Origin of the sequence: Amycolatopsis sp. NPDC004169, assembly GCF_040610315.1 — a bacterium.
GTDB lineage: Bacteria > Actinomycetota > Actinomycetes > Mycobacteriales > Pseudonocardiaceae > Amycolatopsis.
On record NZ_JBEXMD010000046.1, the window covers coordinates 14941 to 39198 of the forward strand.

The following is a 24258-nucleotide window of genomic DNA, read 5'->3' on the forward strand; positions in this document are numbered from 1 at the left end:
TCGAGAATCAGGCGTTGGTACGCGTGCCGATGTGCGTACGGCGGCGCTTGAGAGCGCGTCGCTCGTCCTCGCTCATACCGCCCCACACGCCCGCGTCCTGGCCGCTGGCCAGAGCCCAGGCCAGGCAGTCGGAAGCGGAGGGGCAGCGGTGGCACACGGCCTTCGCCTGAGCAACCTGCGACAGAGCAGGACCGCTGGTTCCCACCGGGAAGAACAGCTCGGGGTCCTCGTCTCGGCAGGCCGCGTCGTGGCGCCAGTCCATGTTCGTGAGCTCCTTCATATGGCGCGGGAGGGCCGCGCCACAGTCGTCAATGGCGGTCGTCTTCTTGGGTGCTTGTGAATGCTTTCACGAAGCATCGCTTTCGACAAGGGTTTCCGGGAGATCGGTGAGTCAGGTCACCCGGCCGAGCGACCCCTCTGACCTGCGGTTTCTCTCCGAAACAGCCGTCCGAAGGGAAGGCTGATGCGCTGAGTGGAGCTTCTCCGTCGACGAACGGCACCTGGCACTTATCCGCAGGCGATCAGCGGTCCCGTCGTCACACGATTACGGTGAGTGCATTCGGGACGCTGAAGAATTCGACTCGAGTCCGCTGGCCGACGAGGTCGCCGTCCACCTGGAAGTTTACCGGTTCAGCTGCGTCGATGCGGATCATCGGCAGGTCATCGTGACGCACGAGACGCCGGCCGCGTTGGTTGCTCTTCGTAGCCAAAGCTTGGCGTACATGCTTGAACACGGTGGGCAACCCCAGACCGTTCAGCGCGAACAAGCCCAATCCCGTCTCGAACGAGCAACCCGGGTTGAGGTGGACGGCACGCTCGCCCAGGTAGCTCCACGGATCGGTGTTCGACACGAAAGCGGTCAACGCCTCGGCGGGTTCCTCGCCCGGGACGCGGATGGTCAGCGTCGGGCGGCCCAGCGGCGGCCGGAAGTACGACCGGACGGCGGCCCGCATGTAGAGGCCGGCCGTCGTCTGCTTGCCGCGGCGCTTGGCGACCCGGCCGACGACGTCGGCGTCCCAGCCGAGGCCGGCGTTGAAGGTGAACCAGTGCCCGTCGGCCAAGCCGAGCCCGACCCGGCGCGAGCGGTCGTGCTCCAGCGCGTTGAGCAGCTGGTGGGTGGCCTCGAAGGAGTCGGCGGAGATGCCGAGGGCGCGCGCGAACACGTTGGCCGAGCCGCCCGGGACGACGCCCAGGGCGGGGACGTGGCCGATCTCGGCGGGGTCGCCGTCCGCGTCGGCCAGCAGGCCGTTGACGACCTCGTTCACCGTGCCGTCGCCGCCGTGCGCCACGACCAGGTCGATGCCGTCCCGCGCGGCCGAGCGCGCGACGGCCATCGCGTGGCCGCGGTAGTCCGTCTCGACCACGTCGAGCTTGACCTGGCTGGCGAGCGCGTGCGCCAGCACGTCCCGGCCACCCGCGGTGGTCGAGGTGGCCTGGGGGTTCACGACGAGGATTGCGCGCATTACCGCAGAGTAAGTGACTTCCGGCGGCCCGAGAACCTTCCGGCGCCGCATGGTGACGGGCGCAACCCCGGGGAACAGCACGTTCGAGACCCTGTGCCGGGCGGCCCTCCTTCGTACGCGAGTGTCCGCTCGTCGTGACAAGTGCACCCGGGCCGACCGCCCGCTCATCGACGACATCTTGATTTTCGACGCGCGGGCGGCCCGGGGAAAACGGCCGACCGGGTGGCATACGATCGAAAGAGCTCACGCACGGTTACTCGCCCTGGTCGAGTCCACTGTGCCTCTCGCGAAAACCTGTTCGCCGCAGACCGGAAGGCCGCCGCAGTGAAGCTCTCGCCCGCTCCCCGTGAGGTCCGGCTGGCCGGCGTGGTCACCGCCGTGCCGTCCCTCGCCCTGCTGGTGTTCGGGGTGGTCGTGCTGGTGAACGGCCTGGGCGCGCCCGCGCAGCCCGGCAACAACGTCTTCGTCGAGTCGGGCACGTTCATCGTGGTCGCGCTGGCGTTCCTGGCCGCGTCGGCCGGGCTGGTGCTGGGCCGGACGTGGGCGCGCTCGCCGGGCGTGGTGATCGCGCTGATCGTGATCGGGCTCGGCTGGTACCTGCTCGGCCCGTCCGGCGAGCCGCTGTGGGGCGTCCCGATCGCGCTGCTGGGCATTGTGGCACTGGTCCTGCTGTTCCGGCGGCCGTCGCGGGCCTGGGCGCTGGGGCTGCGCGAAGGCGAGACGGAGACGGAGGCGGCCGAACGCGGCGGTCTCGCCGGCCGCCGTGCCGAGCGTGAAGGCGGCGAAGAGGACTAGGCCTGGGCGGCCAGCGCCTTCAGCGGCGCGTCGGTGAGGCGGTTGACCGTCCACTCGTCCATCGGGACCGCGCCCAGGGCCTTGTAGAACTCCGTCGCCGGGTTCCAGTCCAGTACCGACCACTCGAGCCGCGCGTAGCCGTTGGCGACGCACTCCGCCGCCAACGCCGCCAGCAGGGCCTTGCCCAGGCCCGACCCGCGCTGGGACTCCCGGACGTAGAGGTCCTCCAGGTAGATGCCGTGCACCCCGCGCCAGGTCGAATAGTTCAGGAACCAGACCGCGAAGCCGACGACCTCGCCGTCCACTTCGGCCACGTGCCCGAACAGCTTCGGCTCCGCGCCGAACAGCGCTTCGTGCAGCTGCGCCGGGGTCAGGTGGCACTCGTCCGGCGCGCGCTCGTACGCCGCGAGCTCGTGGGCCAGGCCGACCGCCGCTTCGACGTCCGAAGGGCGGATCCGGCGGATGCGGTCGTCGGGCACGTCAGTCCTCCGCGGGCAGCAGGTTGAGGTGTTCGATCTGGGGTTCGCCGCGCTCGTCGCCGAGCACGGCGATGCCGGCCGCGTCGAGTCCGAAGTGGACGCCGGCGGTGGCGGGCAGGCCGATCCAGCGGGCCACCAGCACGCGGCTGAAGTGCCCGTGACCCACCAGGATCACGTCGCCGGCTTCGCAGGCCTGCCGCGCGCGCTCCAGCACGCGGTCCGCGCGGTCGGAGACGTCCGAAGCGCTTTCGCCGCCGGGGCTCGGGTGGGTCCATACCGTCCAGTCCGGCACAGTCTCCCGGATCTGCGGCGTGGTGACGCCTTCGTACTCGCCGTAGTCCCACTCGGCCAGGTCTTCGGTGACTTCGTCGACGCGCAGCCCGGCCAGCGCGGCCGTGCGCAGCGCGCGGGCCCGGGGGCTCGACAGCACCAGCGAGGGGCCGCCGACCAGGCTGCGGAGGGTGCCGCCCGCGGCGCGGGCCTGGCCTTCGCCCGCCGAGGTCAGCGGGATGTCCGTGCGGCCGGTGTGCCGCCCGTTCAGCGACCATTCGGTCTGCCCGTGCCGGAGGAGGAAGAGACGGTTCGCCACCCGGCCGAACATACCCGGCCGTTTGCGCGGCGGCTGGCCGTCTGCTTAGCTACTGAACGGTAGCTTAGTTCGAGGAGATCCCCATGTCCGTGACGCCGACCTTCGCGATGTGGCACAAGCTGGCCGGGAAGCCGGGCGGGAAGCAGCTGTTCAGCGCCGCGATGTGCCTCCGGGTGCCGTACTTCCGCACGGTGCTGCCGTCGGTGCGCGAGCTGCGGCCGGGCCACTGCGAGGTGACCGCGCCGAAGTGGTGGGGTGTTCACAACCACATCCGCACGTTCCACGCGATCGCCGCCTGCAACCTCGCCGAGATCGCGATGGGCATGCTCGCCGAGGCCACCGTCCCCACCACGCACCGCTGGCTGCCGAAGGGCATGAACGTCCAGTACGTCGCGAAGGCCGAGACGGGCCTGCGTGCGGTGGCGGCCCTGCCCGAGCTGCCGGAGTTCGGCGCCGAGGGCTTCGACCTCGAGGTCCCGGTGACCATTTCGGACGCGAACGGCAAACCGGTGGTCACCGGGACCATCACCATCTGGGTGACACCGAAGAAGCGTTAGAGCTGCTTGTACTGCACGTACGTCGACTGGTGGAACTCGGCGGGCGCAGGCAGGCCCAGCTTCCGGTCCACGAGCTTGCCGAGCGGGCCGCAGCCCTGCGTCGCCGGGAGCGAGAGGTCCGGGTCCACGACACCGAAGTGGAAGGTCGGCGGGTTCTTGGACAGCACTGTCGGCGGCATTGCCGGGTCGTCGTGGACGACCGAGTGCAACGGCACGGCCGCCGTTCCGATGCTGCATTCGTTGCGCAGCAACGGGTGCCGCAGCACGGCGTAGAGGTCGAGCTCGCCGCGGCGGTCGGCGTTGCTCTGGAAGTCCGAGTAGCCGCCGTAGCGCAGCTGGATCGTCGTGCCGGCGAGGCCGGGCACGCGCACCGGTTCGTGTCGCAGCGAGCCGAACGCCTGCGCGTACTGGCCGTTCACCCGGCCCTCGCTGAACGTCAGCCGGATCTCTCCGAGCGGGAGCTCCCGGGCGCCGATCGTCAGCTTTCCCTGTGAGACAAAGGCTTCGCAGCGCCAGGTGCCCGGGTCGGCGTTCGCCGGCGGCGCCGGGCAGCCGGTGAAGTCGAAGGCCGGCAGTTCGTCCGCGGACGCGGTACCCGGCAATAGTGCCAACGCGGCCGCGGCCGCCCCCAGTGCGAGAAGTTTCATGGCGGTGAGCCTGCTCGGGCCGGGGCGCCGGGACATCCGGGATCGTCCCCAGGGAAGACCCGGGATTCGGTCAGGGGCCGAGCCGGGCGAGCGCGTCGACGAAACCGTCGTCGGTGGCCGCGAAGAACTCGGCGTCCGCGGCCTCGACGTCCTTCAGTGCCTTCGCGACCAGGTCGAGGCCGGCCGGGGTGACTTCCAGGCGCTTCGCGCGGGCGTCCGCCGGGTCGTCGGCGCGGGCGAGCAGACCCCGCTCGGCGAGCTTGCGGACGACCTGGCTGGTCATCATCGTGTCGGTGCCCGCCTGGTCGGCGAGCTGCCGCTGGGTGGGTGGCTCGCCCGCGCGGGTGAGCCACCACGTCGTCGTCAGCAGCACGAACTGGACGTGCGTGAGGTCGTGCGGGGCCAGCGCGGCCCGCATCGCCCGCTGCCAGGCCAGTGTCACGCGCCACAGCAGGAAGCCGGGGCTGCGGTCGGGGCCGGGCAGGCGGGACTCGGGGGCGGTCATACCCGGGAGCTTGCCTCAGCCTCGGCGAGGCGAGCCAGTGCGCGCATCGCGTCCGGGGTGTCCGACGTGACCTGCGGGCCGAAGCCCTCGGGACCGTCGATGGTGACGCGGTAGGTGATCCGCGTGCCGCCGTCGACGTCGGTCAGGACGTGCTCGAACCGCAGGAACGTGTCCGGCAGGCGGGTTTCGTCGGTGAAGCTCCGGCCCTCGGTGACCTCGGTGAGGGTGAACGGGATCGGCGGCATGCCGTCCATCGTCATCGTGCCGGTGCTGCCGACCGCGAAGGGGCCGTCGATGACCACCGACCGGACGCCGGCGTCCCACTCCGGCCAGCGGGCGGTCTCGGCCCAGAGCGGCCAGATCGCGGCGGCGGGTGCGGCGGACATCTCGCTGTGCTCGTACTCGTAAAGTGCCATGCGGGCAGACTATATGCGCGCTTACTAAATTCGCAAGCGGCCATGCGGCCCGGGACGGTGGTGGTCAGTTCGCCGAGCGCAGCTTGTCGTAGTAGGCGACACAGTCGGCGTACATCGGGAGCAGGCCCTGCTCCTCGGCTTCGGCCAGGGTCGGCGCGGCGCGGTCCTTGTCCGACAGGACCTGCTCGATGCCGGCGGGCCACGGCAGGTCAAGGGCGGGGTCGAGCGGGGTGATGCCGTGCTCGCCGCGCGGGTTGTACGGCTCCGAGCAGAAGTACGTCATCATCGTGTCGTCTTCGAGGGCGATGAAGCCGTGGCCGAGCCCTTCGGCGAGGTACATCGCGCGGAACTCCCGCGAGTCGAGCACGACCGAATCCCACTGGCCGAAGGTCGGCGACCCGACGCGGATGTCGACGACCACGTCGAGCAGCGACCCGCGCGGGCAGTAGACGTACTTGGCCTGGCCGGGCGGGGTGTCGGCGAAGTGGATGCCGCGGATGGTGCCGCGCCGGGACACGCTGTGGTTCGACTGGCCGAGCCGCAGCGGGTGGCCGACCGCCGCGAGGAAGACGTCCTCCTGGAAGGGGGCGACGAACAGGCCCCGGTCGTCGGGGAAGGCCCGGGGCGAGAACTCGTAGGCGTCCGGGACGCTCAGCCGGCGGAATTGCATGTCATCACCTTATCGGGCGGCAACAAAACCGGACGGACGTCTTGGGAATTGCCGGAAATCGACGCCGGTGTGACATCAGCCGCACCGAGGGGTCATCGGTGGCGGGGGACCTGTCACAATGAACGAACCGCCGCGTCCGCGGCCATCGCCAGACCCACGGCACCGATGGCCGACGTGACGCCTCGCCGACAGGCCGGCGCTACCGCGCTGGGCTGCCGTGCCGGGATCCCCCACGGTTTCCCCTGCAAGCCGTGGTCCCAGCCGCATGCCCAGGAGAAATTCCAGTGAGCCAAGTCCGAACCGCGAGTTCCGTCATTCCCACTGGGGGGATGACGGAAACAACGACAGGAAATCCCATGACCGACCCCACCGGCGGCGTTGCGCCGGTCACCGACGAAGAGATCTTCACCGGGCACGAGGGCGGCAAGCTCTCGGTGGCGGCCACCCGCCCGATTTCCAGCCCGCGTGACCTTTCGATCGCGTACACCCCGGGGGTGGCGAAGGTGAGCCGCGCGATCGCCGAGGACGCGGCCAAGGCCAAGCGCTACACGTGGGCGGACCGGCTGGTCGTCGTGGTCAGCGACGGGACGGCGGTGCTCGGCCTCGGTGACATCGGCGCCAGCGCGTCGCTGCCGGTCATGGAGGGCAAGTCGGTGCTCTTCAAGACCTTCGGCGGGCTCGACTCGATCCCGCTGGTGCTCGACACGACCGACGTCGACGAGATCGTCGAGACGCTGGTCCGGCTGCGGCCGTCGTTCGGCGCGGTCAACCTGGAGGACGTCTCCGCGCCGCGGTGCTTCGAGCTGGAGGACAAGCTCAAGGAAGCGCTGGACTGCCCGGTCATGCACGACGACCAGCACGGCACGGCGATCGTGACGCTGGCCGCCCTGCGCGGCGCCAACCTGGTCCTCGACCGGGCGATCGCCGACCAGCGCGTGGTCGTCTCCGGCGCCGGCGCGGCGGGCGTGGCCTGCGCGAAGATCCTGCAGGAAGCCGGCATCGGCGACGTCACGGTGCTCGACTCCCGCGGCATCATCCACGCCGGCCGCGAGGGCCTGAACCCGGTCAAGGAGCGGCTGGCCGCGACGACGAACGAGGCGGGCCTGCGCGGTGGGCTGGCCGAGGCGCTGGAAGGCGCGGACGTGTTCCTCGGCTTGTCGGGCGCGACGATCGACGAGTCGCTGCTGGGCCGGATGGCGGGCGGCGGGATCGTGTTCGCGCTGTCCAACCCGGACCCGGAGGTGCACCCGGAAGCGGCCGCGCGGTACGCCTCGATCGTGGCCACCGGGCGCAGCGACTTCCCGAACCAGATCAACAACGTGCTGGCCTTCCCCGGCGTCTTCCGCGGTGCGCTCGACTCGGGCGCGCGGGCGATCACGGAGAACATGAAGCTGGCGGCGGCCGAGGCGATCGTCTCGGTGGCGATGGACGACCTCGGTCCGGACCGGATCGTCCCGTCGCCGCTCGACCCGCGGGTGGCCCCGGAGGTCGCGGCGGCGGTGGCGAAGGCCGCGGAAGCCGACGGCGTCACGGACTGAGCCCGGTTCGCGAAGGCGGCCCTTCCTGCTGGGAGGGCCGCCTTCGACGGGTTCAGAGCAGTTCCGCCAGGCGGTGGCGGGGGACGTCGACCAGGCGCAGGTCCACCAGGTCGGCCGGGACGTCGAGGGAGACGTTCGCCAGGCGCGCGTGGGCGCGGGTGAGGACCTCGTCCTGGTGCTCCACCGCCTCCGCGACCACCACCGCGTGCCGGTTGTCCGGCGTGCTCCGCAGGTACCGCAGCGCGTACTTCCCCCGGACGAGTGACGCCAGCGCCTCCTGGGAAGCCTGGTCGGCCAGGTCCGGGTGGGCGTTCGGCAGCAGCAGGGCCAGGCGCCGGGCGTTCGTGCCCAGCAGTGTCCGCAGCAGCCACGGGCCAGGGTCGGCCGAGAGGTCCATCGCGACGGCGTCACCTTCGGGGCCGGAGATCGACCAGTCCACCGGCCGCGACTCCAGCGCGAGGCCGCCCGCGCCTGCGATCTCCTTCAGCTTCTCCAGCAGCGCCGGTTTCGTGCCCGCCGCCTCCACCGACTGCGGCCCGTGCGTGTAGATCGCCTTGCCGCTGCGCATCTTCTTGGCCTTCGCCGTCGGCTGGCAGACGTACAGGTCCGCCGCGCTGCCGATCGCCTGTGCCCCGAAGTAGCGGTTGAAGCCCGGCAGGATCGCCTCGAACGTCAGCCCGAGCGTGGCCAGCGACCGCTGCACCTGCGCGCCCAGGGCCGGGTGCCGCGGGCTGTAGCCGTAGGCCAGCAGCAGCCGTCCTTCGCTCGGCTCGCGCAGCGCCTGCACCCCGCGCGCCGCGAACAGCCCCATGCCTTCAGGCGTGTACGGCGGATCGCTGAACACCAGGTCGAACCGGCCCGCGAACGCCGGGGGCAGGCCGACGCGCAGGTCCGCGTGCGCCGTGGCGATCCCGCGCTCGCCACGGTCGTCGAGGTAGGCCAGCACCCGCTCGTCGAGGTCGACGACGGTCAGCGAGGCCGACGGGCAGACCGCCCGCACGGCCAGGGACGTCAGGTCGTGGTCGCCGAGGAACAGCAGCCGCGCCGAGGTGAGGTCGTACTGCGTGTCCAGCCAGAGCGCGCGGCGCAGCACGGTCTCCGGCGTGGCCTGCACGTGGTCGAGCGCGGCCAGCGGCGAGGGCACCTCGGCCACCCACTCGGCGACCTTCGGCAGCAGCTCGTGCGTCGCGACGGCTTCGTCGAGCGGATCGGCGACGCGCGGCGCGCGGTACTGCAGGTACGACGCCGCGACGCCGGGGGCGATGCGCAGGCGGTCGCCGCTGCGGTCGAGGTCGTCGCCGAGGGCGGCGAGGACGGCCTCCACGCTGCGCCGGGGGGCGGTCGAGAGGCGCACGAGCTCGCCGAGGTCGTGGTCACCGGTGCGCAGCAGGTCGAGGACGCGGTACAGCGGGCGGACGCCGACGCCGTGCGCGGCGAGGACGTCGTCGAGGGCCTTCACGGACTCCGAGCCTACTGGCCACCTGCCGGAACGGCGTGCCAACCACCGCGGACTCGGCTACGGTCGAACGCACCGGACATGGGGAGTGGCAGTGACCATCGAATTCCGCGACGTGACCAAGCAGTATCCGGATGGGACGGTCGCCGTCGACAAGCTGAACCTGACGGTCGAAGACGGCACGATCACCGTGTTCGTCGGCCCGTCCGGCTGCGGCAAGACGACGTCGCTGCGGATGATCAACCGGATGGTCGAGCCGACCGGCGGGCAGGTGCTGCTCGACGGCAAGGACGTGGCCGAGGGCGACCCGGCGCTGCTGCGCCGCGGCATCGGCTACGTCATCCAGCACGCCGGCCTCTTTCCACATCGGACGGTGCTGGACAACATCGCCACCGTGCCGCTGCTTTCCGGCTGGGACAAGGCCAAGGCCCGCAAGCGGGCTGCCGAGCTGCTGGAGATCATCGGCCTGCCGGTCGAGCTCGGCAAGCGGTACCCGGCCCAGCTCTCGGGCGGCCAGCAGCAGCGCGTCGGTGTCGCCCGCGCACTCGCCGCGGACTCGCCGGTGCTGCTGATGGACGAGCCGTTCTCCGCGGTCGACCCGATCGTGCGCGAAGACCTGCAGAACGAGCTGCTGCGGCTGCAGTCGCAGCTGGGCAAGACGATCGTGTTCGTCACCCACGACATCGACGAGGCCGTCCGGCTCGGCGACAAGGTGGCCGTGATGCGCGTCGGCGGCAAGCTCGCCCAGTACGGCACCCCCGCCGACGTGCTGCGGCACCCGGTGGACGACTTCGTCGCGTCGTTCGTCGGCCGGGACCGCGGCTACCGGGGCCTGTCGTTCCTCTCCGCCGAAGGTGTCGAGGTCAAGGAGCTGGAGCTGGTCGAGATCGGCTCGCCCGTGCCGGCGAGCGACGGCTGGCGGCTGGCGGTCAACACCGAGAAGCAGCCCCGCGGCTGGCTGCCACCGAACTCCACTGTGGACGGAGCACTGGCCGAAGCCGATCTGGTGGCGGGCGGCTCCCTCTGGGTGCGCGGGACCCCGATCCGCGGCGCGCTGGACGCGGCGCTGTCGTCGCCGGCCAGCCTCGGCGTGGTCGTCGACGAAGAACACCGCGTGCTCGGCGCCGTCGTCGCGCGGCAGGTCCTGGACGTCATCGAGGGCGCGCCCCAAGCGTCATGAGCTTCTTCGACGAGCTCGGGCGCTACCTGGGCAGCGCGAACAACCGCGGGCAGATCCTCGGTGACCTGGGCGATCACGTGTACCTGGCGCTGCTCCCGCTGGTGCTCGGCATCGTGCTCGCGATCGCGGCGGGCTGGCTCGGCAGCCGGTGGCAGCCCGTGCGGCAGGTGCTCATGGTGCTGGCGAACCTGCTCTACACGATCCCGTCGCTGGCGCTGTTCGTCGTCATCCCCGGCCTGATCGGGACGAAGATCCTGGACAGCGCCAACGTCGTCGTCGCGCTGACGATCTACACCACGGCGCTGCTGGTCCGGCCGGTGCTCGACGCGCTCGACGCGGTGCCGCCGCCGGTGATCGCGGCCGCGACCGCGGTCGGGTACAAGCCGGTGCGGCGGTTCTTCGCCGTCGAACTACCGCTGTCGGTGCCGGTGCTGGCGGCCGGCGTGCGGGTCGCGTCGGTCAGCAACATCAGCCTGGTGAGCGTGGGCGCGCTGATCGGCACCGGCGGCCTCGGCGTGCTGTTCACCGACGGCTTCCAGCGCGAATACTTCTCGCCGATCGTGGTCGGCATCGTGCTGACGCTGGTGCTGGCGCTGGTCGTCGACCTGCTGCTGGTGGGCTCGCGCAACCTCCTGACGCCGTGGACCCGGGTGGGGGCGCCGTGATCACCGATCTCGTCCACTGGTTCGGCGACCCGGCGCACTGGTCCGGGCCCGACGGCATCCCGCAGCGGCTGCTGGAGCACCTCGGCTACACGGCGTTGTCGCTGGTGATCGCGCTGGTCATCGCGGTGCCGCTGGGGCTGTTCGTGGGCCACACCGGTCGCGGCGGCGTCGCGCTGGTCAGCGTCGGCAACGCCATCCGCGCGCTGCCGACGCTGGGTCTGGTCACGTTCCTGTTCCTGCTCTTCACCGAGAGCGTCACCTCGACGATCATCGGGCTCGTCGTGCTGGCCGTGCCGCCGATCCTGGCCGGCACCTACGCCGGGCTGCAGGCGACCGACCACGGGGTGGTCGACGCCGCCGAAGGGGTCGGGATGACCGGGTGGCAGCGGCTGTGGCAGGTCGAGGTGCCGATCTCGCTGCCGCTCGTGCTCGGCGGGATCCGCAACGCCGTGCTGCAGCTGGTGGCGACCGCCGCGGTGGCCGCGTACGTCGGACTCGGTGGCCTCGGCCGGTTCCTGCTCGACGGACTGGCCATTTTGGACTATTCGGAGGTGATCGCGGGCGCGCTGCTGACGACGGTGCTGGCGATCGCCCTCGACCTGCTCTTCGCGCTGCTGAACCGGGCGCTGGTACCCCGGGGTGTCCGGCTCGCGGCGGCCGTGAAGAAGGTGTCGGCGTGAAGCGGCTGATCTCGCTCCTGGTCGTCGTGCTGGTGGCCGGCTGCGGAAACCCGCTGGCCGGTGGCGGAGAGGGTGGCACGTCGGGGGACATCATCATCGGCGCGTCCGACGTCGGGGAAAGCCTGCTGCTGGCCCAGATCTACGCCGGAGCGCTGCGGCAGGCCGGTGCTTCGAACGTGACCGTGCGGCCGCCGGTGGGCAGCCGCGAGGTCGTCGTCAAGGCCCTGCAGGACAAGTCGCTGTCGGTCGTGCCGGACTACAGTGGGAACCTGTTGCGCTACTTCGACAAGGACACCACCGCGACGACGTCCCAGGACGTCTACGCCCAGCTGAAGCAGAAGGTCCCGGCGGGCTTCGAGGTCCTGGACCAGGCGCCCGCCGAAGACAAGGACCTGCTCGTCGTCGGCCCGCAGCTGGCTTCATCGGGTATCAAGACGTTCTCCGACCTCGGGAAGCGCTGCGGTGAGCTGGTGTTCGGCGGGCCGGGCCAGTGGAGCAGCCGCTGGAAGGACAAGATCAAGTCGCTGTACGGCTGCGAGTTCAAGGAGATCCGCACGACCGACACCGGCGGCCCGGTGACGGTGGCGGCCCTCAAGTCCGGTGACGTCCAGGTGGCGGACCTGTTCAGCACGTCGTCCACGATCGCGGCGAACGGGTTCGTGCCGCTGGTCGACGACAAGAACATGTTCCCGGCGCAGAACATCGTGCCGCTGGTGGCCCGGGGAACGCTTTCGCCGGCGGAAGTGGCGGCGCTGAACCGGGTTTCGGCGGCGCTGACGACCGAAGAGCTCACGCGGTTGAACGTCCAGTTCACCGAGGAGAAGCGGAACCCGCTGGACATCGCGGAGGAGTTCCTCGCGCGGGCCTAGCGGACGTGCTCGCCGCGCTGGCGGAAGGCGGTGAGGAGTTTGCCCAGCGCGCTGGCGGCCGTGGCGGAGGTGTAGGGGCCAAGGGCCACGAGGGACGCAACGAGGGCGGCGACCTCGCCCGGGCTGAAGCTCACCGGCGGCACGACGGACGGCATCGTGAGCCGGTAGCCGCCGCCCGCGCCGCGCTTGACCTCGACCGGGACGCCGGCCGTGCGCAGCCGTGTGATGTCGCGTTCGACGGTCCGCACGGTCGTCCCGGTGCGCTCGGCCAGCAGCCGGCCGCTGACGAACCGGGGTGTCCGCGCGCGCATCTCCTCGATCAGGGCGTGTTGCCGTTCGACCAGGGGCACGGCTTGGTGCAGCTGGGTCATCCCCGGGTAGCGGCCGGAGCCGACGAGCCGATCCATCCGTGGTCTCCTCAACCGACATCGCCTTGTCGGGAATCGGATCCTACGGTGCTCCCATGGTCATAGTTCGTCCTGCTTCGCACTTCGAAGACGTCGCCTCGATCCTCAACCCGAGCGGGAACGAGCGTGCCTGCTGGTGCCTCGCTTACCGCGTCACGTCGGCCGAGTACAGCGCGCTGCGCGGTGAAGCGCGGGCCGAACGGCTCCGCGGTCTGTGCACGGGCCAGTCCGCGCCGGGCGTGCTCGCCTACGACGGGGCCACGCCGGTCGGCTGGTGCGGGGTGTCGCCGCGGTCGAGCATGGAGCGGTTGAAGCGCTCCCGGACGATGCCGCCGCTCGACGACCTGGCGGTGTGGAGCGTGGTCTGTTTCGTGGTGCGCTCGTCGCACCGGGGCAAGGGGGTGTCGGCGGCGCTGCTGGCCGGGGCGGTCGACTACGCGCGTTCGTGCGGCGCCCCGGCGGTGGAGGGCTACCCGGTCGATCCGGAGGGCGCGCGCATCAGCTCGAGCGCGGCCCACGTCGGTACGACGTCCCTGTTCGAGGCGGCGGGGTTCGAACGGATCCGGCCGACCGGGGCGCGAGCCGACCGCCGGGTCCGCTGGCTGATGCGGCTGGATCTCCGCTGACCAGGGGATTGGCGTGGTCCCTGGACATCACAGCTAGCCCCGGGTGCCTGTGCGTCCGTCGGGCGCGTCCAGCAGGGCGCACACCCGGCGCAGCGTGGTGGCCCACGGTCGCGCGGTGACGACCGGGATCCCGAGTTCGGCGGCCCGCGCGGCCAGCCAGTCGCCGTAGCGGGCGCTGACCTGGGCCCGGCTGTGCTGTTCGCCCTCGTGCGGTTCCCGGTGCCGGTAGTTGGCCACCAGCTGACCGGCGTCGGGCTCGTGCAGGAAGACCGCGCGGACCCGGCCGTCGGCCGGCCGTCCGGCGAACGAGTCCTGCGCGGCCAGCGCGGGCAGCAGGTAGTCGCCCTCGATGACGACCGGGGTGCCGGTCTCCAGGTGGTTGCCGATCACCGCCTCCAGCGCCGGCCGCAGCGCCTCGGCCACGGCTACCTGCAACTCCACGACGCGCGAGACCGGCAGGCCGGCGGCGTCCGGGTGGGTGTCCCAATAGTGCACCAGCGGCTGCTGGTCCGGGGTGGTCATCCGCTGCACGGCGAGCACCAGGTCGTCCACCTCGACGATCGGCACCCGGTACCGCCGGGCCAGCGGGTAGCTGACCCGGCTCTTGCCGGTGCCGGACGCGCCGCCGAGCAGCAGCACCCGCCAGTCACGCTCGTTCACCGGCCGTACCTTGCCAGGCGTCCGCGGCGCTCAGCCCTGCCGGGTGGGCCGGATGGTGAGGTCGCCGATCTCGACGTCCTCCGGCTGCTCGATGGCGAACGCGATCGCCCGCGCCACGGCCTCGGGAGCGATGCCGAGCGCGGCCATCGCCTGCTGCGCCTGCTCGCGCTGCGCGGGGTCCGCGACGTGGTCGACCAGCTCGGTGCGCACGTACCCCGGTGAGATCGACGTCGTGCGGAGGGCGCCGTCGGTCGACTCTTGCCGCAGCGCCTCCAGCAGCGTGCGCACGGCGTTCTTGGTCCCCGCGTAGACGGCCTGGGTCGGGACGATCTTCAGCCCCGACGTCGAGACGGTCGTGACGAAGTGCCCGCGGCCCTGCGCGCGGAACACCGGCAGCGCGGCGGCGATGCCGTGCAGCACCCCGCGGAGGTTGACGTCGATCATCGCGTCCCAGTCGTCGACGTCGAGCGCGCTCACCGGCGCGATCCGGGCGACGCCGGCGTTGGCCACCAGGACGTCGAGGCGGCCGAAGCGGTCGACGGCGAGGGCGACGAGCTGCTCGAGATCGGCCCGGCGGGTCACGTCGACGTCCAGCAGCTCCGCGCGGCCGCCGTTGTCGCGGATCTTCTGCGCGAGCACCTCCAGCCGGTCGGTGCGCCGGGCGCCGAGCACGACGGCCGCGCCGCGGCCCGCCAGCTCCACGGCCGTCGCCTCGCCGATCCCGCTGCTCGCACCCGTGATGGCGACGACCTTGTCCAGTCCGTTGTTCATGGCATCTCCCGCTAAACTGACAACTGTCCGGTTAAGCCTACCGGACAGTTGTCCACTTATGCGAGGAGGTGGCCGTGCCCCGTTCGGACGCCGTGGCCAACCGCGACCGGATCGTCGAGGCCGCGCGGGCCGAGCTCAGCGAGTCCAACGGCGCGGCCGAGGAGCTGAAGCTGCACCGGGTCGCCAAGGCGGCGGGCGTCGGGCAAGGCACGCTCTACCGGCACTTCCCGACGCGCGAGCACCTGCTGGCGGAGGTGTACCGGGCCGAGCTGACCCAGCTCGTCGGCACGGTGGCGCCGCTGCTGGCGGAACACACGCCGCTGGACGCGCTGGCCCGCTGGCTGGACCGGCTGGTCGAGTACGCCCGCGTCAAGCGCGGCGTCATGGCGGCGATCGAGGTGCCGGCGTGGCAGGACCTCTACTCCGGCCAGCACCACCGGCTCGACGAAGCGCTCGAAACGCTGCTGCAGCAGGGACAGGCGGCCGGGGAGATCCGGCTCGGGGTCGACGCTGCCGACGTCATCCTGCTCCTCGGGGCGCTGTCCCGGATCCCGCAGGAGGAGTGGGATTCGCGCGCGCCCCGGATCGTGGCGGTGATCGTCGACGGCCTGCGTGCCTAGCGGTCGGTGGCCAGTTTGAGGCCGAGACCGATGAAGATCCCGCCGGTCGCGACTTCGATCCGCCGCTGGTTCTGCTTCCGGCGAACCCACCCGCCGACCCGGCCGGCGAGAACGCCGACGGTGCCGTCGACGAGGAACTCGAACACGATCATGATCGCCCCGAGGACGGCGAACTGCAGCCAGACGTGGCCTTTTGCCGGGTCGACGAACTGCGGCAGGAAGGCGATGGTGAAGGTGACCATCTTCGGGTTGAGCAGGTTGGTGAGCAGACCGGAAAGGTAGGCCCGGTCCGCCTTCCGCTCGACGAGCGGCTTGCGGTTCCGGATGGCCTGGACGCCGAGGTGGATGAGGTAGGCGGCACCGGCGACCCGCACGACGGTGAAGGCCACGGGAACGGCGGCGAAGAGAGCGGCCAGCCCGGCCGCGGCGACGGCGACGTGAATGGCTTCGCTGGTGGCGACCCCGGCCGTGGCGAGCAGGCCGGCCTTCGGGCCGCCGCGCATGCCGCAGCCGAGGATGAAGAGCATGTCCGGGCCCGGGGTCACCATCGCGATGGCGGTGGTGAGGAGGAAGGCCAGCAGGAGGTGCGGGTCGACCGGCATGGGCCGATCCTGACACGCCGGGGTCGGTGTGCGAACTCCTTTTCCGGCGGTCAGCCGCGCACGGTTGCTGCCACGCGGGCCGCGTCCTCGATGGCCTTCTCCGGTGCATCCTCCGGCAACGGCAGCAGCACCACCGAACCACTGCCCGCCTCGTGCAGTGCCCGGACCGCCGCCGCGCATTCGTCGAGCTCGCCGCAGATCGCCAGGCGGTCGATCCACTCCGGGCGCAGGCCCGCCGCCAGCTCGTCCACTGTGGACGAAGAATCCAGCAGGGCGAGCAGCTCGCCGGCGAACGGCAGCCCCTCCACCTGCACCCGCGAGCCCGGCGTCAGGGACTCCGCGACCGTCTTCCGCGCCCGCTCGCGGTCGCCAAGAGCCAGCCAGTTGTACGACACCACCGCGTGCGGGCCCGTGGCCGCGATGCCCTCCAGCGCCGTCCGGACGAACTCCGGCGGGGCGGGCTCGGCCAGGATCGTGCCGTCCGCCGCCGCGCCCGCCACCGCCAGGGACTTCGGGCGGCGGACGCCCGCCACCAGCGGGGGCGGCGATGCCGGCGGGAACACCAGCTCGACCTCGTCCAGGCGGACGTGCCTGCCGTCCATCGAAACGCGCTCGCCCGCGAGCAGCCGCCGGACCGCGACGAGCGTCTCCTCCAGCGCCGCCAGCGGGGACTCCGGGTACGCGCCGATCTGGCGCATCCACGACGCGACGCCGTGGCCGAAGCCGGCGATCAGCCGGTCCGGGTGCAGCTCGGCCAGCGCCGCGATCTCCATCGCCGCGATCGCCGGGTTGCGCGCCACCGCCGGCAGCACGCCGATGCCCACCTTGATCGTCGACGTCACCGCCAGCGCCGTCGCGACCGTGGTGACGCCGGCCGCCCAGAAGCAGTCTTCGACCAGCCAGAGCTCGTCGAGACCCGCGTCTTCGGCCTGGCGCGCGAGGTCGCGCAGCTTCGACGGCGGCTGCTCGCGGTTGATCCGGACACCGACCGACCTCGTGGGTGCGTACATGCGGCTCCTCAGATCCGGGAAAACGCGGGGGCGTACTCGAAGGCGCCCGCCTGGGTGGGTTCGTACGCGGCCAGCGTCCGCGCCTGGAAGTGCGCGCCCCACCGCGGATCGGGGGCGGTGATCGACAGGTCCGACGCCGTGACGAAGCCGAACCGCGAGTAGTAGGCCGGGTTGCCGAGCAGGACGACCACGCCGTGGCCCAGCGCGTCGGCCGCGGCGACCACCGCGTGCACCAGCGCGGAGCCGACGCCGCTCTTCTGGTGCGCGGGCAGCACACCGAGTGGCCCGAGCCCGACAGCGGCGGTGGTGTCTTCGCCGATGCGGGCCCGGCTGCAGCAGACGTGCCCGATGACGGTGCCTTCGCGGACGGCGACCAGGGAAAGGGCGTTGATCAGGTCACCTTCGGCGCGGAGCTCGTCCACGAGCGGGGCCTCGACCGGCGTGACGCCTTCCTCGCGCCGGAACGCTTCGGCGTGGACGGTGTGGATCGCCGCTCGGTCGGCAGGAGTCTCGCGGCGGATCAGCATGGCCGCTACCTTGCCCCGAACCGGCGGCGGACGGCAATCGGGTTTCGGCGGGCGGTTTCGAGCAGCCCCCGATTCAACGCTAGCGGAGAGGGCCGACAGTTTCGGCGACCCGCGCTGAGCACCCCCCGACGGCCCAAGCTACCCGTGGGGTCTGACGATTTCGGGTGAACGGCCCGCTCGGCGCGCCCGAATGGCCTAGTGTCCGGTTCGTGCAGCAAGGACCCCAGTATCCGTATCCGCAGTACCAGCCGCCGCCGCAGTATCCCGGGTACCCGCCTCCGAAGCCGGGTGGGAAGACCGCGCTGATCGTCGTGCTCGTCGTCGCCGGGGTTCTTCTGCTGGGTGGGGTGGGTGTCGGGGCGTTCTTCCTGCTGACCGGCGACCACAAGCGCTCCAGTGCGTCGCCGGCATCGAGCGCTCCGGCGGGTGAACCCGACAAGTACTCCTCGCTGCCGCGGTGCAGTGAGGTCGGGAACCGGATGAACAACCTGCCGCCGCTTTCGAGTGATGGTCCGGCCGAGCCGGCCAGTACCTCGGACGACAAGATCCAGCTGTCCCGGCTGAGCTGCTCGTGGATGAAGCCCGGCTCGTCGTCCGGCACGCTGTCGATGTTCCTGGCCAAGTCGACCCTGCCGGGCTCCGGCGACGGGCCCGGGTACGCGAAGGCCGGCTACGAGAACGCGGTGGACGACGGGGCCAAGCCGATCACCGAGAAGATCGGGAAGGCGACCGAGGCCGCCGACGTCGACTACGGCCAGAGCGGCACCATGCAGTGCGGTGTGCGGTTCTACCAGGGCAACGTCGACGTGACCGTGGTCGTCACCGCCGCCGATCCGTCGGACCGGAACGTCGAACGGTGCCGGCGCAACGCGCACAGCCTGGCCAAAGCCGCTTCCGAGTCCCTCGAATAGAAAACGGCCTCCCCACAAAACACCCGTGGGGAGGCCGTTCCGTCAAGCGATCAGTCGAACGCCTTCGCGATCAGCGCCTTCTGCTCGACCTCGTGGACCTTCGACGAACCCGCCGACGGCGCCGCCATCGGGCGGCGGGACACGACCTGCAGGCCCGAGAGGACCTCCGGGAACTTCCGGGGCAGGTTCAGGCCGAAGAACGGCCACGCACCCTGGTTCTCCGGCTCCTCCTGGACCCACGCGACCTGCGTCGCGTTCGTGTAGCGCTCCAGGGCCGCCAGCAGCTTCTTCTTCGGCAGCGGGTAGTACTGCTCGATCCGGACGATCGCGACGTCGTCGGCCTCGCGCTTCGTGCGCTCCGCCACCAGCTCCCAGTACAGCTTCCCGGAGGTCAGCAGCACCTTGCGGATCTTCGACGGGTCCGGCGTGACGTCGTCGATGACCGACATGAACCGGCTCTCACCGGTGAAGTCCTCGACCGCCGAGGTCGCCGCCTTGTTGCGCAGCATCGACTTCGGGGTGAAGACCACCAGCGGGCGCTGGATGCCGTCGAGGGCGTGGCGGCGCAGCAGGTGGAAGTAGTTCGCCGGGGTCGACGGGACCGCTACCGTCATCGAGCCCTCCGCGCACAGCGAGAGGAACCGCTCGATGCGGCCGGACGTGTGGTCCGGGCCCTGGCCCTCGTGGCCGTGCGGCAGCAGCAGCACGACGTCCGAGCGCTGGCCCCACTTGGCCTCGCCCGAGGAGATGTACTCGTCGATGACCGTCTGCGCGCCGTTGACGAAGTCGCCGAACTGCGCTTCCCACATCACCAGAGCCTCGGAGTTCGCCACCGAGTAGCCGTACTCGAAGCCGACGGCCGCGTACTCCGACAGCGCCGAGTCGTAGATCATCACGCGGCCCTGGCCGTCGGCCAGGTTCTGCAGCGGCGCGTACTCCTGGCCGGTCTTGCGGTCGATGAACACCGAGTGCCGCTGGGTGAACGTGCCGCGCCGGGAGTCCTGGCCGGACAGCCGGACCAGCCGGCCCTCCATCGCCAGCGACCCGAACGCCAGCAGCTCGCCGAACGCCCAGTCGATGTCGCCTTCGCGCGACATCTTGTGGCGGCGCTCCATCACCGGCTTGACGCGCGGGTGCGGCGTGAAGCCCTCGGGCACCTGGACGAACGCGTCGCCGATGCGCTCGATGACCTCGTTGGCCACCGACGTCTTCACCTTGGCCGGCACCTGCTGCTCCTCCTCGACGGAGGGGCTGGCCTTCGCCGGGTGCTTCTCCAGCTCGCGGACCTCGTTGAAGACGTGCTCCAGCTGGCTCGAGAAGTCGCGCAGCGCGGCCTCGGCCTCCTCGACGGAGATGTCGCCGCGGCCGATCAGCGACTCGGTGTAGGTCTTCCGGACCGAGCGCTTCGTGTCGATGATGTCGTACATCGCCGGCTGCGTCATCGACGGGTCGTCGCCCTCGTTGTGCCCGCGGCGGCGGTAGCAGATCAGGTCGATGACGACGTCCTTGTGGAACGCCTGGCGGTACTCGACGGCCAGCTTGGCCACCCAGTGCGCCGCCTCCGGGTCGTCGCCGTTCACGTGGAAGATCGGCGAGCCGATCATCTTCGCGACGTCGGTGGCGTACTGCGACGAGCGCGAGTGCTCCGGCGCGGTCGTGAAGCCGACCTGGTTGTTGACGATGACGTGCACGGTGCCGCCGGTGCGGTAGCCGCGCAGCAGCGCGAGGTTCAGCGTCTCGGCCACGACGCCCTGGCCCGCGAAGGCCGCGTCGCCGTGCATCAGGACCGGGAGGACGGTGTAGCCCTCGCCGCCCTTGTCGAGGATGTCCTGCTTGGCGCGCACGATGCCCTCGAGGACCGGGTCGACCGTCTCCAGGTGGGACGGGTTCGCGGTCAGCGACACCTTCGTCTCGCCGTCGCCGAACATCCGGAAGTACTTGCCCTCGGCGCCGAGGTGGTACTTCACGTCGCCGGAGCCGTGCGCCTGGCCCGGGTCGAGGTTGCCCTCGAACTCCTGGAAGATCTGGCTGATCGGCTTGCCGACGATGTTGGCCAGCACGTTCAGGCGGCCGCGGTGCGGCATGCCGATGACGACCTCGTCCAGCTCGTGCTCGGCGGCCTTGTCGAGGATGGTGTCGAGCAGCGGGATCGCCGTCTCGCCGCCTTCGAGGGAGAAGCGCTTCTGGCCGACGTACTTGGTCTGCAGGAACGTCTCGAACGCCTCGGCGGCGTTCAGCTTCGAGAGCACGTACTTCTGGACCGCGGGGTCCGGCTTCTCGTGCGGGATCTCGACCCGCTCCTGGATCCAGCGGCGCTCCTCGGGGTCGAGGATGTGCGTGTACTCGATGCCGACCGTGCGGCAGTACGAGTTGCGCAGCACGCCCAGGATGTCGCGCAGCTTCATCCGCTCCTGGCCGGCGAAGCCGCCGACCGGGAACTCGCGGTCGAGGTCCCAGAGCGTCAGGCCGTGGGACAGCACGTCCAGGTCGGCGTGGCTGCGCTGGCGGTAGTTCAGCGGGTCGGTGTCGGCCATCAGGTGGCCGCGCATCCGGAACGCGTCGATCAGCTCGATCACGCGGGCGGTCTTGTCGACCGGGCCGTCCGGGATGTCGGCGACCCAGCGGATCGGCTCGTACGGCAGGCGCAGGCTGGTGAAGACGTCGTCGTAGAAGCCGTCTTCGCCGAGCAGCAGCTCGTGGATGCGCTTGAGGAACTCGCCCGACTCCGCGCCCTGGATGATGCGGTGGTCGTAGGTCGAGGTCAGCGTCATGATCTTGCTGATGCCGAGGTCGACCAGGGTCTTCTCGCTGGTGCCCTCGAAGGCGGCCGGGTACTGCATGGCGCCGACGCCGATGATGGCGCCCTGGCCGGCCTGCAGGCGCGGCACCGAGTGGTTGGTGCCGATGCCGCCCGGGTTGGTCAGCGAGATCGTGGTGCCGGAGAAGTCGTCCGCGGTCAGCTTGTTGTTGCGGGCCTTCTTGACGATGTCCTCGTAGGCCTGCCAGAACTGCAGGAACGACATGTCCTCGACGCCCTTGATCGAGGCGACGACGAGGTTGCGCGAGCCGTCCTTGCCCTTCATGTCGATCGCGAGCCCGAAGTTGACGTGCTCCGGCGTGACCGCGAACGGCTTCCCGTCGATCAGCTGGTAGTGCCGGTTCATGTTCGGGAAGTTCTTCAGCGCCCGCACCATGGCGTAGCCGATGAGGTGCGTGAAGGAGATCTTGCCGCCGCGGGTGCGCTTGAGGTGGTTGTTGATGACGATGCGGTTGTCCGCCATCAGCTTGGCCGGGACCGCGCGCACGCTGGTCGCGGTGGGGACGCTCAGCGAGGCGTCCATGTTCTTGGCGATGGCCGCCGCGGCGCCGCGCAGCTGCTTCGACTCCGGCTCGTCCTTCTTCACCTCGGCCTTGGGCTCGGCCTTCGCGGCGGGCTTGGCCGGGGCCGCCTTCGGTGCCGGCTTCGCGGGAGCCTTCGCCGCCGGGGCGGCCTGCTTGGCCGCCGACTCGGCGTTCTGCACCGCCTTGGCCGACGGCTGGGCCGCCTGGCCGTTGGTGGCGGGCTTGGCGTCGGCCTGCTGCCGGGCGGTGTCCGCCTTGGCCTGCGCGTTCTGCGTCGGCTTGAAGTCCGCGAAGAAGTCGTGCCATGCGGCATCGACTGAAGAAGGGTCGGCGAGGAACTGGTCGTACATCTCTTCGACCAGCCACTCGTTGGGGCCGAACTGTGACGCAGGGCTGCTGCTGGACACGGCTGGGGCTCGCCTCTATCCGTCTCGATCTCGATCTTGAATCCGCTGATGCGCCTACCAGGCTAACCCCCTCGGTGACCGCGATGTGATGGAACCGGCCTGTGTGAGGCGTGGCGCACTAGGGTATCGGTCACTGACTCGATCAAGATGTGCTAAGGGAACCTTAAGCACTGGACCCGGTACAGGGTTCCCGCGCTCTTCCGCCCGGGTTCGCGCGCCGGCCGGTGCCCGTTCACCGGCGTGGGTTCTGCTGGGCCGATGTGGCTGGTCGAATGTCCTTCGTTCTGGGACCAGGGCCTGGTGCGGCCGCTGGTGACGGAGTCCGGCACGGTCGTGCTCCGGTGTGATTCCTGCTCGGCGGTCTGGCTGTCGCCGTCCGACGTCGAGGAGATGGAGTGGGTCGAGCCCGACGAGCCGGATTGGCTGGTCGGGGCCGGGATCCACGTCCGGCCGGGAACGGTCCGGTGGGCCTCCCGCCCGGACGTCGAGGCGGCCGGGATGGGCGGGTTGAGCTGGCGGGCGCTGCCTTAGCCGAGTTCGTACGGCGGTTCGTGCGGGACGAGCTTGACCGCCAGGTGCAGCTGGTCGGTGGCCAGGAGCCCGGCTATGTCACGCATCACCGATGTGACGTCGGTGATGCCGGTGATCCACTCCTCGGCGAGCTCGCCGACGATCCGGACCGCCTGGAAGTCCAGCGGCGTGTGGTCGAGATCTCGCTCCGGCACCCATTCGACGTGTCCCTGGAGGGCCTGTTCGAAGCCCTCACGGGTGAGGTCGATGGCGAGGATGCGCTCGTGGCCGGGCTTGCGGCCGTTCTCGCTGTCGTACGCCGCGAGCCGGAACGACGGCGTGACCGGCCCCGCCCCACCCCGTTGCTCCTCGAGCGCGGCGTCGGCGACGGCGGGCGGGCAGGACCGGTAGACCCGGACGGTCGTGTCGGTCTGCGTCGCCCGGACCTGCCGGTCGGGCACCCGCTTCTCTTCGAACATGCCCGTCATGCTCCCAGTGACCCGGGCCGTCCGGCCACGAACTTTCGTGCTGCCTTCCTCAGCCGGTCGCGTCGATGGCCTCGGCGAGGTCGGGGCTCAGCGGGTACGGGGGCTCGTGGGGGACGAGCTTGACGGCCAGGTCGAGCCGGCCGGTGGCCAGGAGCCCGGCGATGTCGCGCATGACGGGGGTGACGTCGGTGATGGCGGTGATCCACTCGTCGGCGTAGTGGTCGACCGCGTCGCCGCCCAGGCCGACCTGGATGGCGCGGAAGTCCAGGGCCGTGTGGCCGAGGTCCCGCTCGGGGTCCCACTGGATCCGGACCGGGCTGGTCTTGAGCTGCTGCTTCCAGCCGGCCGCGTCCTGACCGCGGCGTGGTTTGCTGAGCGCGGCGTTGGCGAGGGCCCACTCGAAACCGTCGCGCGTGATGTCGATGGCGAGGACGCGTTCCTGGCCCGGCTTGCGCCCGTAGCCGCAGCGGTAGGCCATCCAGCGGAACGAGGGCTTGATCCACGTCATCCGCTCCCGCTTGAACGGCGCGACGAAGGTCTGCTTTTCGAGCGCGGCGTCGGCGATCTCGGGCGAGTAGGCCTGGTAGACCCGGAGGGTCGTCTCGGTCTGTGCGGCCCGGATCTGCCGGTCGGGGACCCGCCTCTCTTCGAACATGCCCGTCATGCTCCCAACGCCGGCCCCGCCGGGCCACGGAATTTCGTGCGCAAGGAGGCATCACGCGTGATCCAGCGGGCATCACGCGTGATCGGAGGGGCATCACGCGTGATCGGAGGGTCGACTCGCGTACCCGGGCGGTCGGTTTGCGTACCTGGAGGGTCGGATGGCGAGCCGACCCTCCAGGTACGCGGGCCGACGTTGCAGGTACGC

At 70.9% G+C, this 24258-nt stretch carries 29 protein-coding genes; 11 read left to right on the forward strand and 18 right to left on the reverse strand.

The window, feature by feature from the left end; translation table 11 throughout:
- Positions 1–7: 7 nt before the first annotated feature.
- Both ABZX11_RS39995 and ABZX11_RS40000 read right to left on the reverse strand, forming a co-directional pair.
- The gene (locus ABZX11_RS39995; RefSeq protein WP_043777259.1) at positions 8–262 is read right to left on the reverse strand and encodes a WhiB family transcriptional regulator; all 255 of its coding nucleotides are present in this window, start codon (positions 260–262) and stop codon (positions 8–10) included.
- A gap of 274 nt (positions 263–536) precedes the next feature.
- Positions 537–1463 (reverse strand): diacylglycerol kinase family protein, encoded by a 927-nt coding sequence (locus ABZX11_RS40000; protein WP_176175031.1) that lies wholly within the window; start codon positions 1461–1463, stop codon positions 537–539.
- Between the two features lie 324 nt (positions 1464–1787).
- On the opposite strand from ABZX11_RS40000, the gene ABZX11_RS40005 reads away from it, so the two are divergent.
- Positions 1788–2258, forward strand: a complete 471-nt coding sequence (locus ABZX11_RS40005) for a hypothetical protein (protein ID WP_354923480.1) — start codon at positions 1788–1790, stop codon at positions 2256–2258.
- Here the strand turns inward: ABZX11_RS40005 and ABZX11_RS40010 are convergent.
- A complete protein-coding gene (locus ABZX11_RS40010; RefSeq protein ID WP_176175033.1) occupies positions 2255–2737 on the reverse strand; it encodes a GNAT family N-acetyltransferase in 483 nt (160 codons plus the stop codon). The two genes, ABZX11_RS40005 and ABZX11_RS40010, sit on opposite strands and share 4 nt — an antisense overlap.
- Position 2738: 1 nt before the next feature.
- Positions 2739–3326: an acid phosphatase gene (locus tag ABZX11_RS40015; protein ID WP_354923483.1), complete on the reverse strand. Its 588-nt coding sequence runs from the start codon at positions 3324–3326 to the stop codon at positions 2739–2741.
- An 83-nt stretch (positions 3327–3409) separates the two neighbouring features.
- Between ABZX11_RS40015 and ABZX11_RS40020 the strand changes: the two genes are divergently transcribed.
- The gene (locus tag ABZX11_RS40020; RefSeq protein WP_354923485.1) at positions 3410–3883 is read left to right on the forward strand and encodes a hotdog fold domain-containing protein; all 474 of its coding nucleotides are present in this window, start codon (positions 3410–3412) and stop codon (positions 3881–3883) included.
- Here ABZX11_RS40020 and ABZX11_RS40025 read toward each other — a convergent pair.
- From ABZX11_RS40025 to rfbC, 4 genes are all read right to left on the reverse strand, one after another.
- Positions 3880–4530 carry a hypothetical protein gene (locus ABZX11_RS40025; RefSeq protein ID WP_354923488.1) on the reverse strand — a complete coding sequence of 217 codons (651 nt, stop codon included), beginning with the start codon at positions 4528–4530 and terminating at the stop codon, positions 3880–3882. The two genes, ABZX11_RS40020 and ABZX11_RS40025, sit on opposite strands and share 4 nt — an antisense overlap.
- A gap of 70 nt (positions 4531–4600) precedes the next feature.
- Entirely contained in the window at positions 4601–5035 is a 435-nt protein-coding gene (locus ABZX11_RS40030; RefSeq protein ID WP_354923490.1) for a MarR family winged helix-turn-helix transcriptional regulator, read from the reverse strand.
- Positions 5032–5451 (reverse strand): SRPBCC family protein, encoded by a 420-nt coding sequence (locus ABZX11_RS40035; protein ID WP_354923493.1) that lies wholly within the window; start codon positions 5449–5451, stop codon positions 5032–5034. The genes ABZX11_RS40030 and ABZX11_RS40035 overlap by 4 nt, the downstream gene beginning before the upstream one ends.
- Before the next feature lie 64 nt (positions 5452–5515).
- Positions 5516–6121: a dTDP-4-dehydrorhamnose 3,5-epimerase gene (rfbC, locus tag ABZX11_RS40040; RefSeq protein ID WP_176175039.1), complete on the reverse strand. Its 606-nt coding sequence runs from the start codon at positions 6119–6121 to the stop codon at positions 5516–5518.
- Positions 6122–6477: 356 nt separating this feature from the next.
- Between rfbC and ABZX11_RS40045 the strand changes: the two genes are divergently transcribed.
- Positions 6478–7659, forward strand: a complete 1182-nt coding sequence (locus ABZX11_RS40045; protein WP_354923496.1) for an NADP-dependent malic enzyme — start codon at positions 6478–6480, stop codon at positions 7657–7659.
- Positions 7660–7711: 52 nt separating this feature from the next.
- On the opposite strand, the gene ABZX11_RS40050 is transcribed toward ABZX11_RS40045, so the two are convergent.
- On the reverse strand, positions 7712–9118 hold the full coding sequence (locus ABZX11_RS40050) for a bis-aminopropyl spermidine synthase family protein (protein WP_354923499.1): 1407 nt from the start codon (positions 9116–9118) through the stop codon (positions 7712–7714).
- A gap of 91 nt (positions 9119–9209) precedes the next feature.
- Here ABZX11_RS40050 and ABZX11_RS40055 point away from each other — a divergent pair, with 91 nt between their 5' ends.
- Genes ABZX11_RS40055 through ABZX11_RS40070 form a run of 4 tightly spaced genes read left to right on the forward strand, consistent with a single transcriptional unit; the run spans position 9210 to position 12509 of the window.
- Positions 9210–10295 carry an ATP-binding cassette domain-containing protein gene (locus tag ABZX11_RS40055; protein WP_176175042.1) on the forward strand — a complete coding sequence of 362 codons (1086 nt, stop codon included), beginning with the start codon at positions 9210–9212 and terminating at the stop codon, positions 10293–10295.
- Entirely contained in the window at positions 10292–10960 is a 669-nt protein-coding gene (locus ABZX11_RS40060; protein WP_354923502.1) for an ABC transporter permease subunit, read from the forward strand. Before ABZX11_RS40055 ends, ABZX11_RS40060 begins: the two co-directional genes overlap by 4 nt.
- Positions 10957–11640: an ABC transporter permease subunit gene (locus ABZX11_RS40065; RefSeq protein ID WP_176175044.1), complete on the forward strand. Its 684-nt coding sequence runs from the start codon at positions 10957–10959 to the stop codon at positions 11638–11640. Before ABZX11_RS40060 ends, ABZX11_RS40065 begins: the two co-directional genes overlap by 4 nt.
- Entirely contained in the window at positions 11637–12509 is an 873-nt protein-coding gene (locus tag ABZX11_RS40070) for an ABC transporter substrate-binding protein (protein ID WP_354923504.1), read from the forward strand. Before ABZX11_RS40065 ends, ABZX11_RS40070 begins: the two co-directional genes overlap by 4 nt.
- On the opposite strand, the gene ABZX11_RS40075 is transcribed toward ABZX11_RS40070, so the two are convergent.
- Positions 12506–12916, reverse strand: a complete 411-nt coding sequence (locus ABZX11_RS40075) for an HTH domain-containing protein (RefSeq protein WP_354923507.1) — start codon at positions 12914–12916, stop codon at positions 12506–12508. The two genes, ABZX11_RS40070 and ABZX11_RS40075, sit on opposite strands and share 4 nt — an antisense overlap.
- Positions 12917–12972: 56 nt before the next feature.
- Here ABZX11_RS40075 and ABZX11_RS40080 point away from each other — a divergent pair, with 56 nt between their 5' ends.
- Positions 12973–13542 (forward strand): GNAT family N-acetyltransferase, encoded by a 570-nt coding sequence (locus tag ABZX11_RS40080; protein WP_354923510.1) that lies wholly within the window; start codon positions 12973–12975, stop codon positions 13540–13542.
- A 33-nt stretch (positions 13543–13575) separates the two neighbouring features.
- Here ABZX11_RS40080 and ABZX11_RS40085 read toward each other — a convergent pair whose 3' ends face one another.
- Positions 13576–14202, reverse strand: coding sequence for a hypothetical protein (locus ABZX11_RS40085; protein WP_354923513.1), 627 nt, complete (start codon positions 14200–14202; stop codon positions 13576–13578).
- A 30-nt stretch (positions 14203–14232) separates the two neighbouring features.
- Positions 14233–14973, reverse strand: coding sequence for an SDR family oxidoreductase (locus ABZX11_RS40090; RefSeq protein ID WP_354923517.1), 741 nt, complete (start codon positions 14971–14973; stop codon positions 14233–14235).
- Positions 14974–15047: 74 nt separating this feature from the next.
- Between ABZX11_RS40090 and ABZX11_RS40095 the strand changes: the two genes are divergently transcribed.
- A complete protein-coding gene (locus tag ABZX11_RS40095; protein WP_254897149.1) occupies positions 15048–15593 on the forward strand; it encodes a TetR/AcrR family transcriptional regulator in 546 nt (181 codons plus the stop codon).
- Here ABZX11_RS40095 and ABZX11_RS40100 read toward each other — a convergent pair.
- The 3 genes from ABZX11_RS40100 to ABZX11_RS40110 are packed head-to-tail and all read right to left on the reverse strand — an operon-like array spanning position 15590 to position 17732.
- On the reverse strand, positions 15590–16195 hold the full coding sequence (locus ABZX11_RS40100) for a LysE family translocator (protein WP_354923521.1): 606 nt from the start codon (positions 16193–16195) through the stop codon (positions 15590–15592). The two genes, ABZX11_RS40095 and ABZX11_RS40100, sit on opposite strands and share 4 nt — an antisense overlap.
- Before the next feature lie 50 nt (positions 16196–16245).
- A complete protein-coding gene (locus ABZX11_RS40105; RefSeq protein ID WP_354923524.1) occupies positions 16246–17205 on the reverse strand; it encodes an LLM class flavin-dependent oxidoreductase in 960 nt (319 codons plus the stop codon).
- 8 nt (positions 17206–17213) lie between these two features.
- Entirely contained in the window at positions 17214–17732 is a 519-nt protein-coding gene (locus ABZX11_RS40110) for an N-acetyltransferase (RefSeq protein WP_354923527.1), read from the reverse strand.
- A gap of 209 nt (positions 17733–17941) precedes the next feature.
- On the opposite strand from ABZX11_RS40110, the gene ABZX11_RS40115 reads away from it, so the two are divergent.
- On the forward strand, positions 17942–18643 hold the full coding sequence (locus ABZX11_RS40115) for a hypothetical protein (protein WP_354923529.1): 702 nt from the start codon (positions 17942–17944) through the stop codon (positions 18641–18643).
- 50 nt (positions 18644–18693) lie between these two features.
- Here the strand turns inward: ABZX11_RS40115 and ABZX11_RS40120 are convergent, their stop codons facing one another.
- The gene (locus ABZX11_RS40120; RefSeq protein WP_176175054.1) at positions 18694–22392 is read right to left on the reverse strand and encodes a multifunctional oxoglutarate decarboxylase/oxoglutarate dehydrogenase thiamine pyrophosphate-binding subunit/dihydrolipoyllysine-residue succinyltransferase subunit; all 3699 of its coding nucleotides are present in this window, start codon (positions 22390–22392) and stop codon (positions 18694–18696) included.
- A 258-nt stretch (positions 22393–22650) separates the two neighbouring features.
- On the opposite strand from ABZX11_RS40120, the gene ABZX11_RS40125 reads away from it, so the two are divergent.
- Positions 22651–22923 (forward strand): hypothetical protein, encoded by a 273-nt coding sequence (locus ABZX11_RS40125; RefSeq protein WP_176175055.1) that lies wholly within the window; start codon positions 22651–22653, stop codon positions 22921–22923.
- Here ABZX11_RS40125 and ABZX11_RS40130 read toward each other — a convergent pair.
- Positions 22920–23381, reverse strand: coding sequence for a DUF4291 family protein (locus ABZX11_RS40130; protein WP_354923534.1), 462 nt, complete (start codon positions 23379–23381; stop codon positions 22920–22922). The two genes, ABZX11_RS40125 and ABZX11_RS40130, sit on opposite strands and share 4 nt — an antisense overlap.
- Before the next feature lie 58 nt (positions 23382–23439).
- Positions 23440–24045, reverse strand: coding sequence for a DUF4291 domain-containing protein (locus ABZX11_RS40135; protein WP_354923537.1), 606 nt, complete (start codon positions 24043–24045; stop codon positions 23440–23442).
- Positions 24046–24258: the final 213 nt, after the last annotated feature.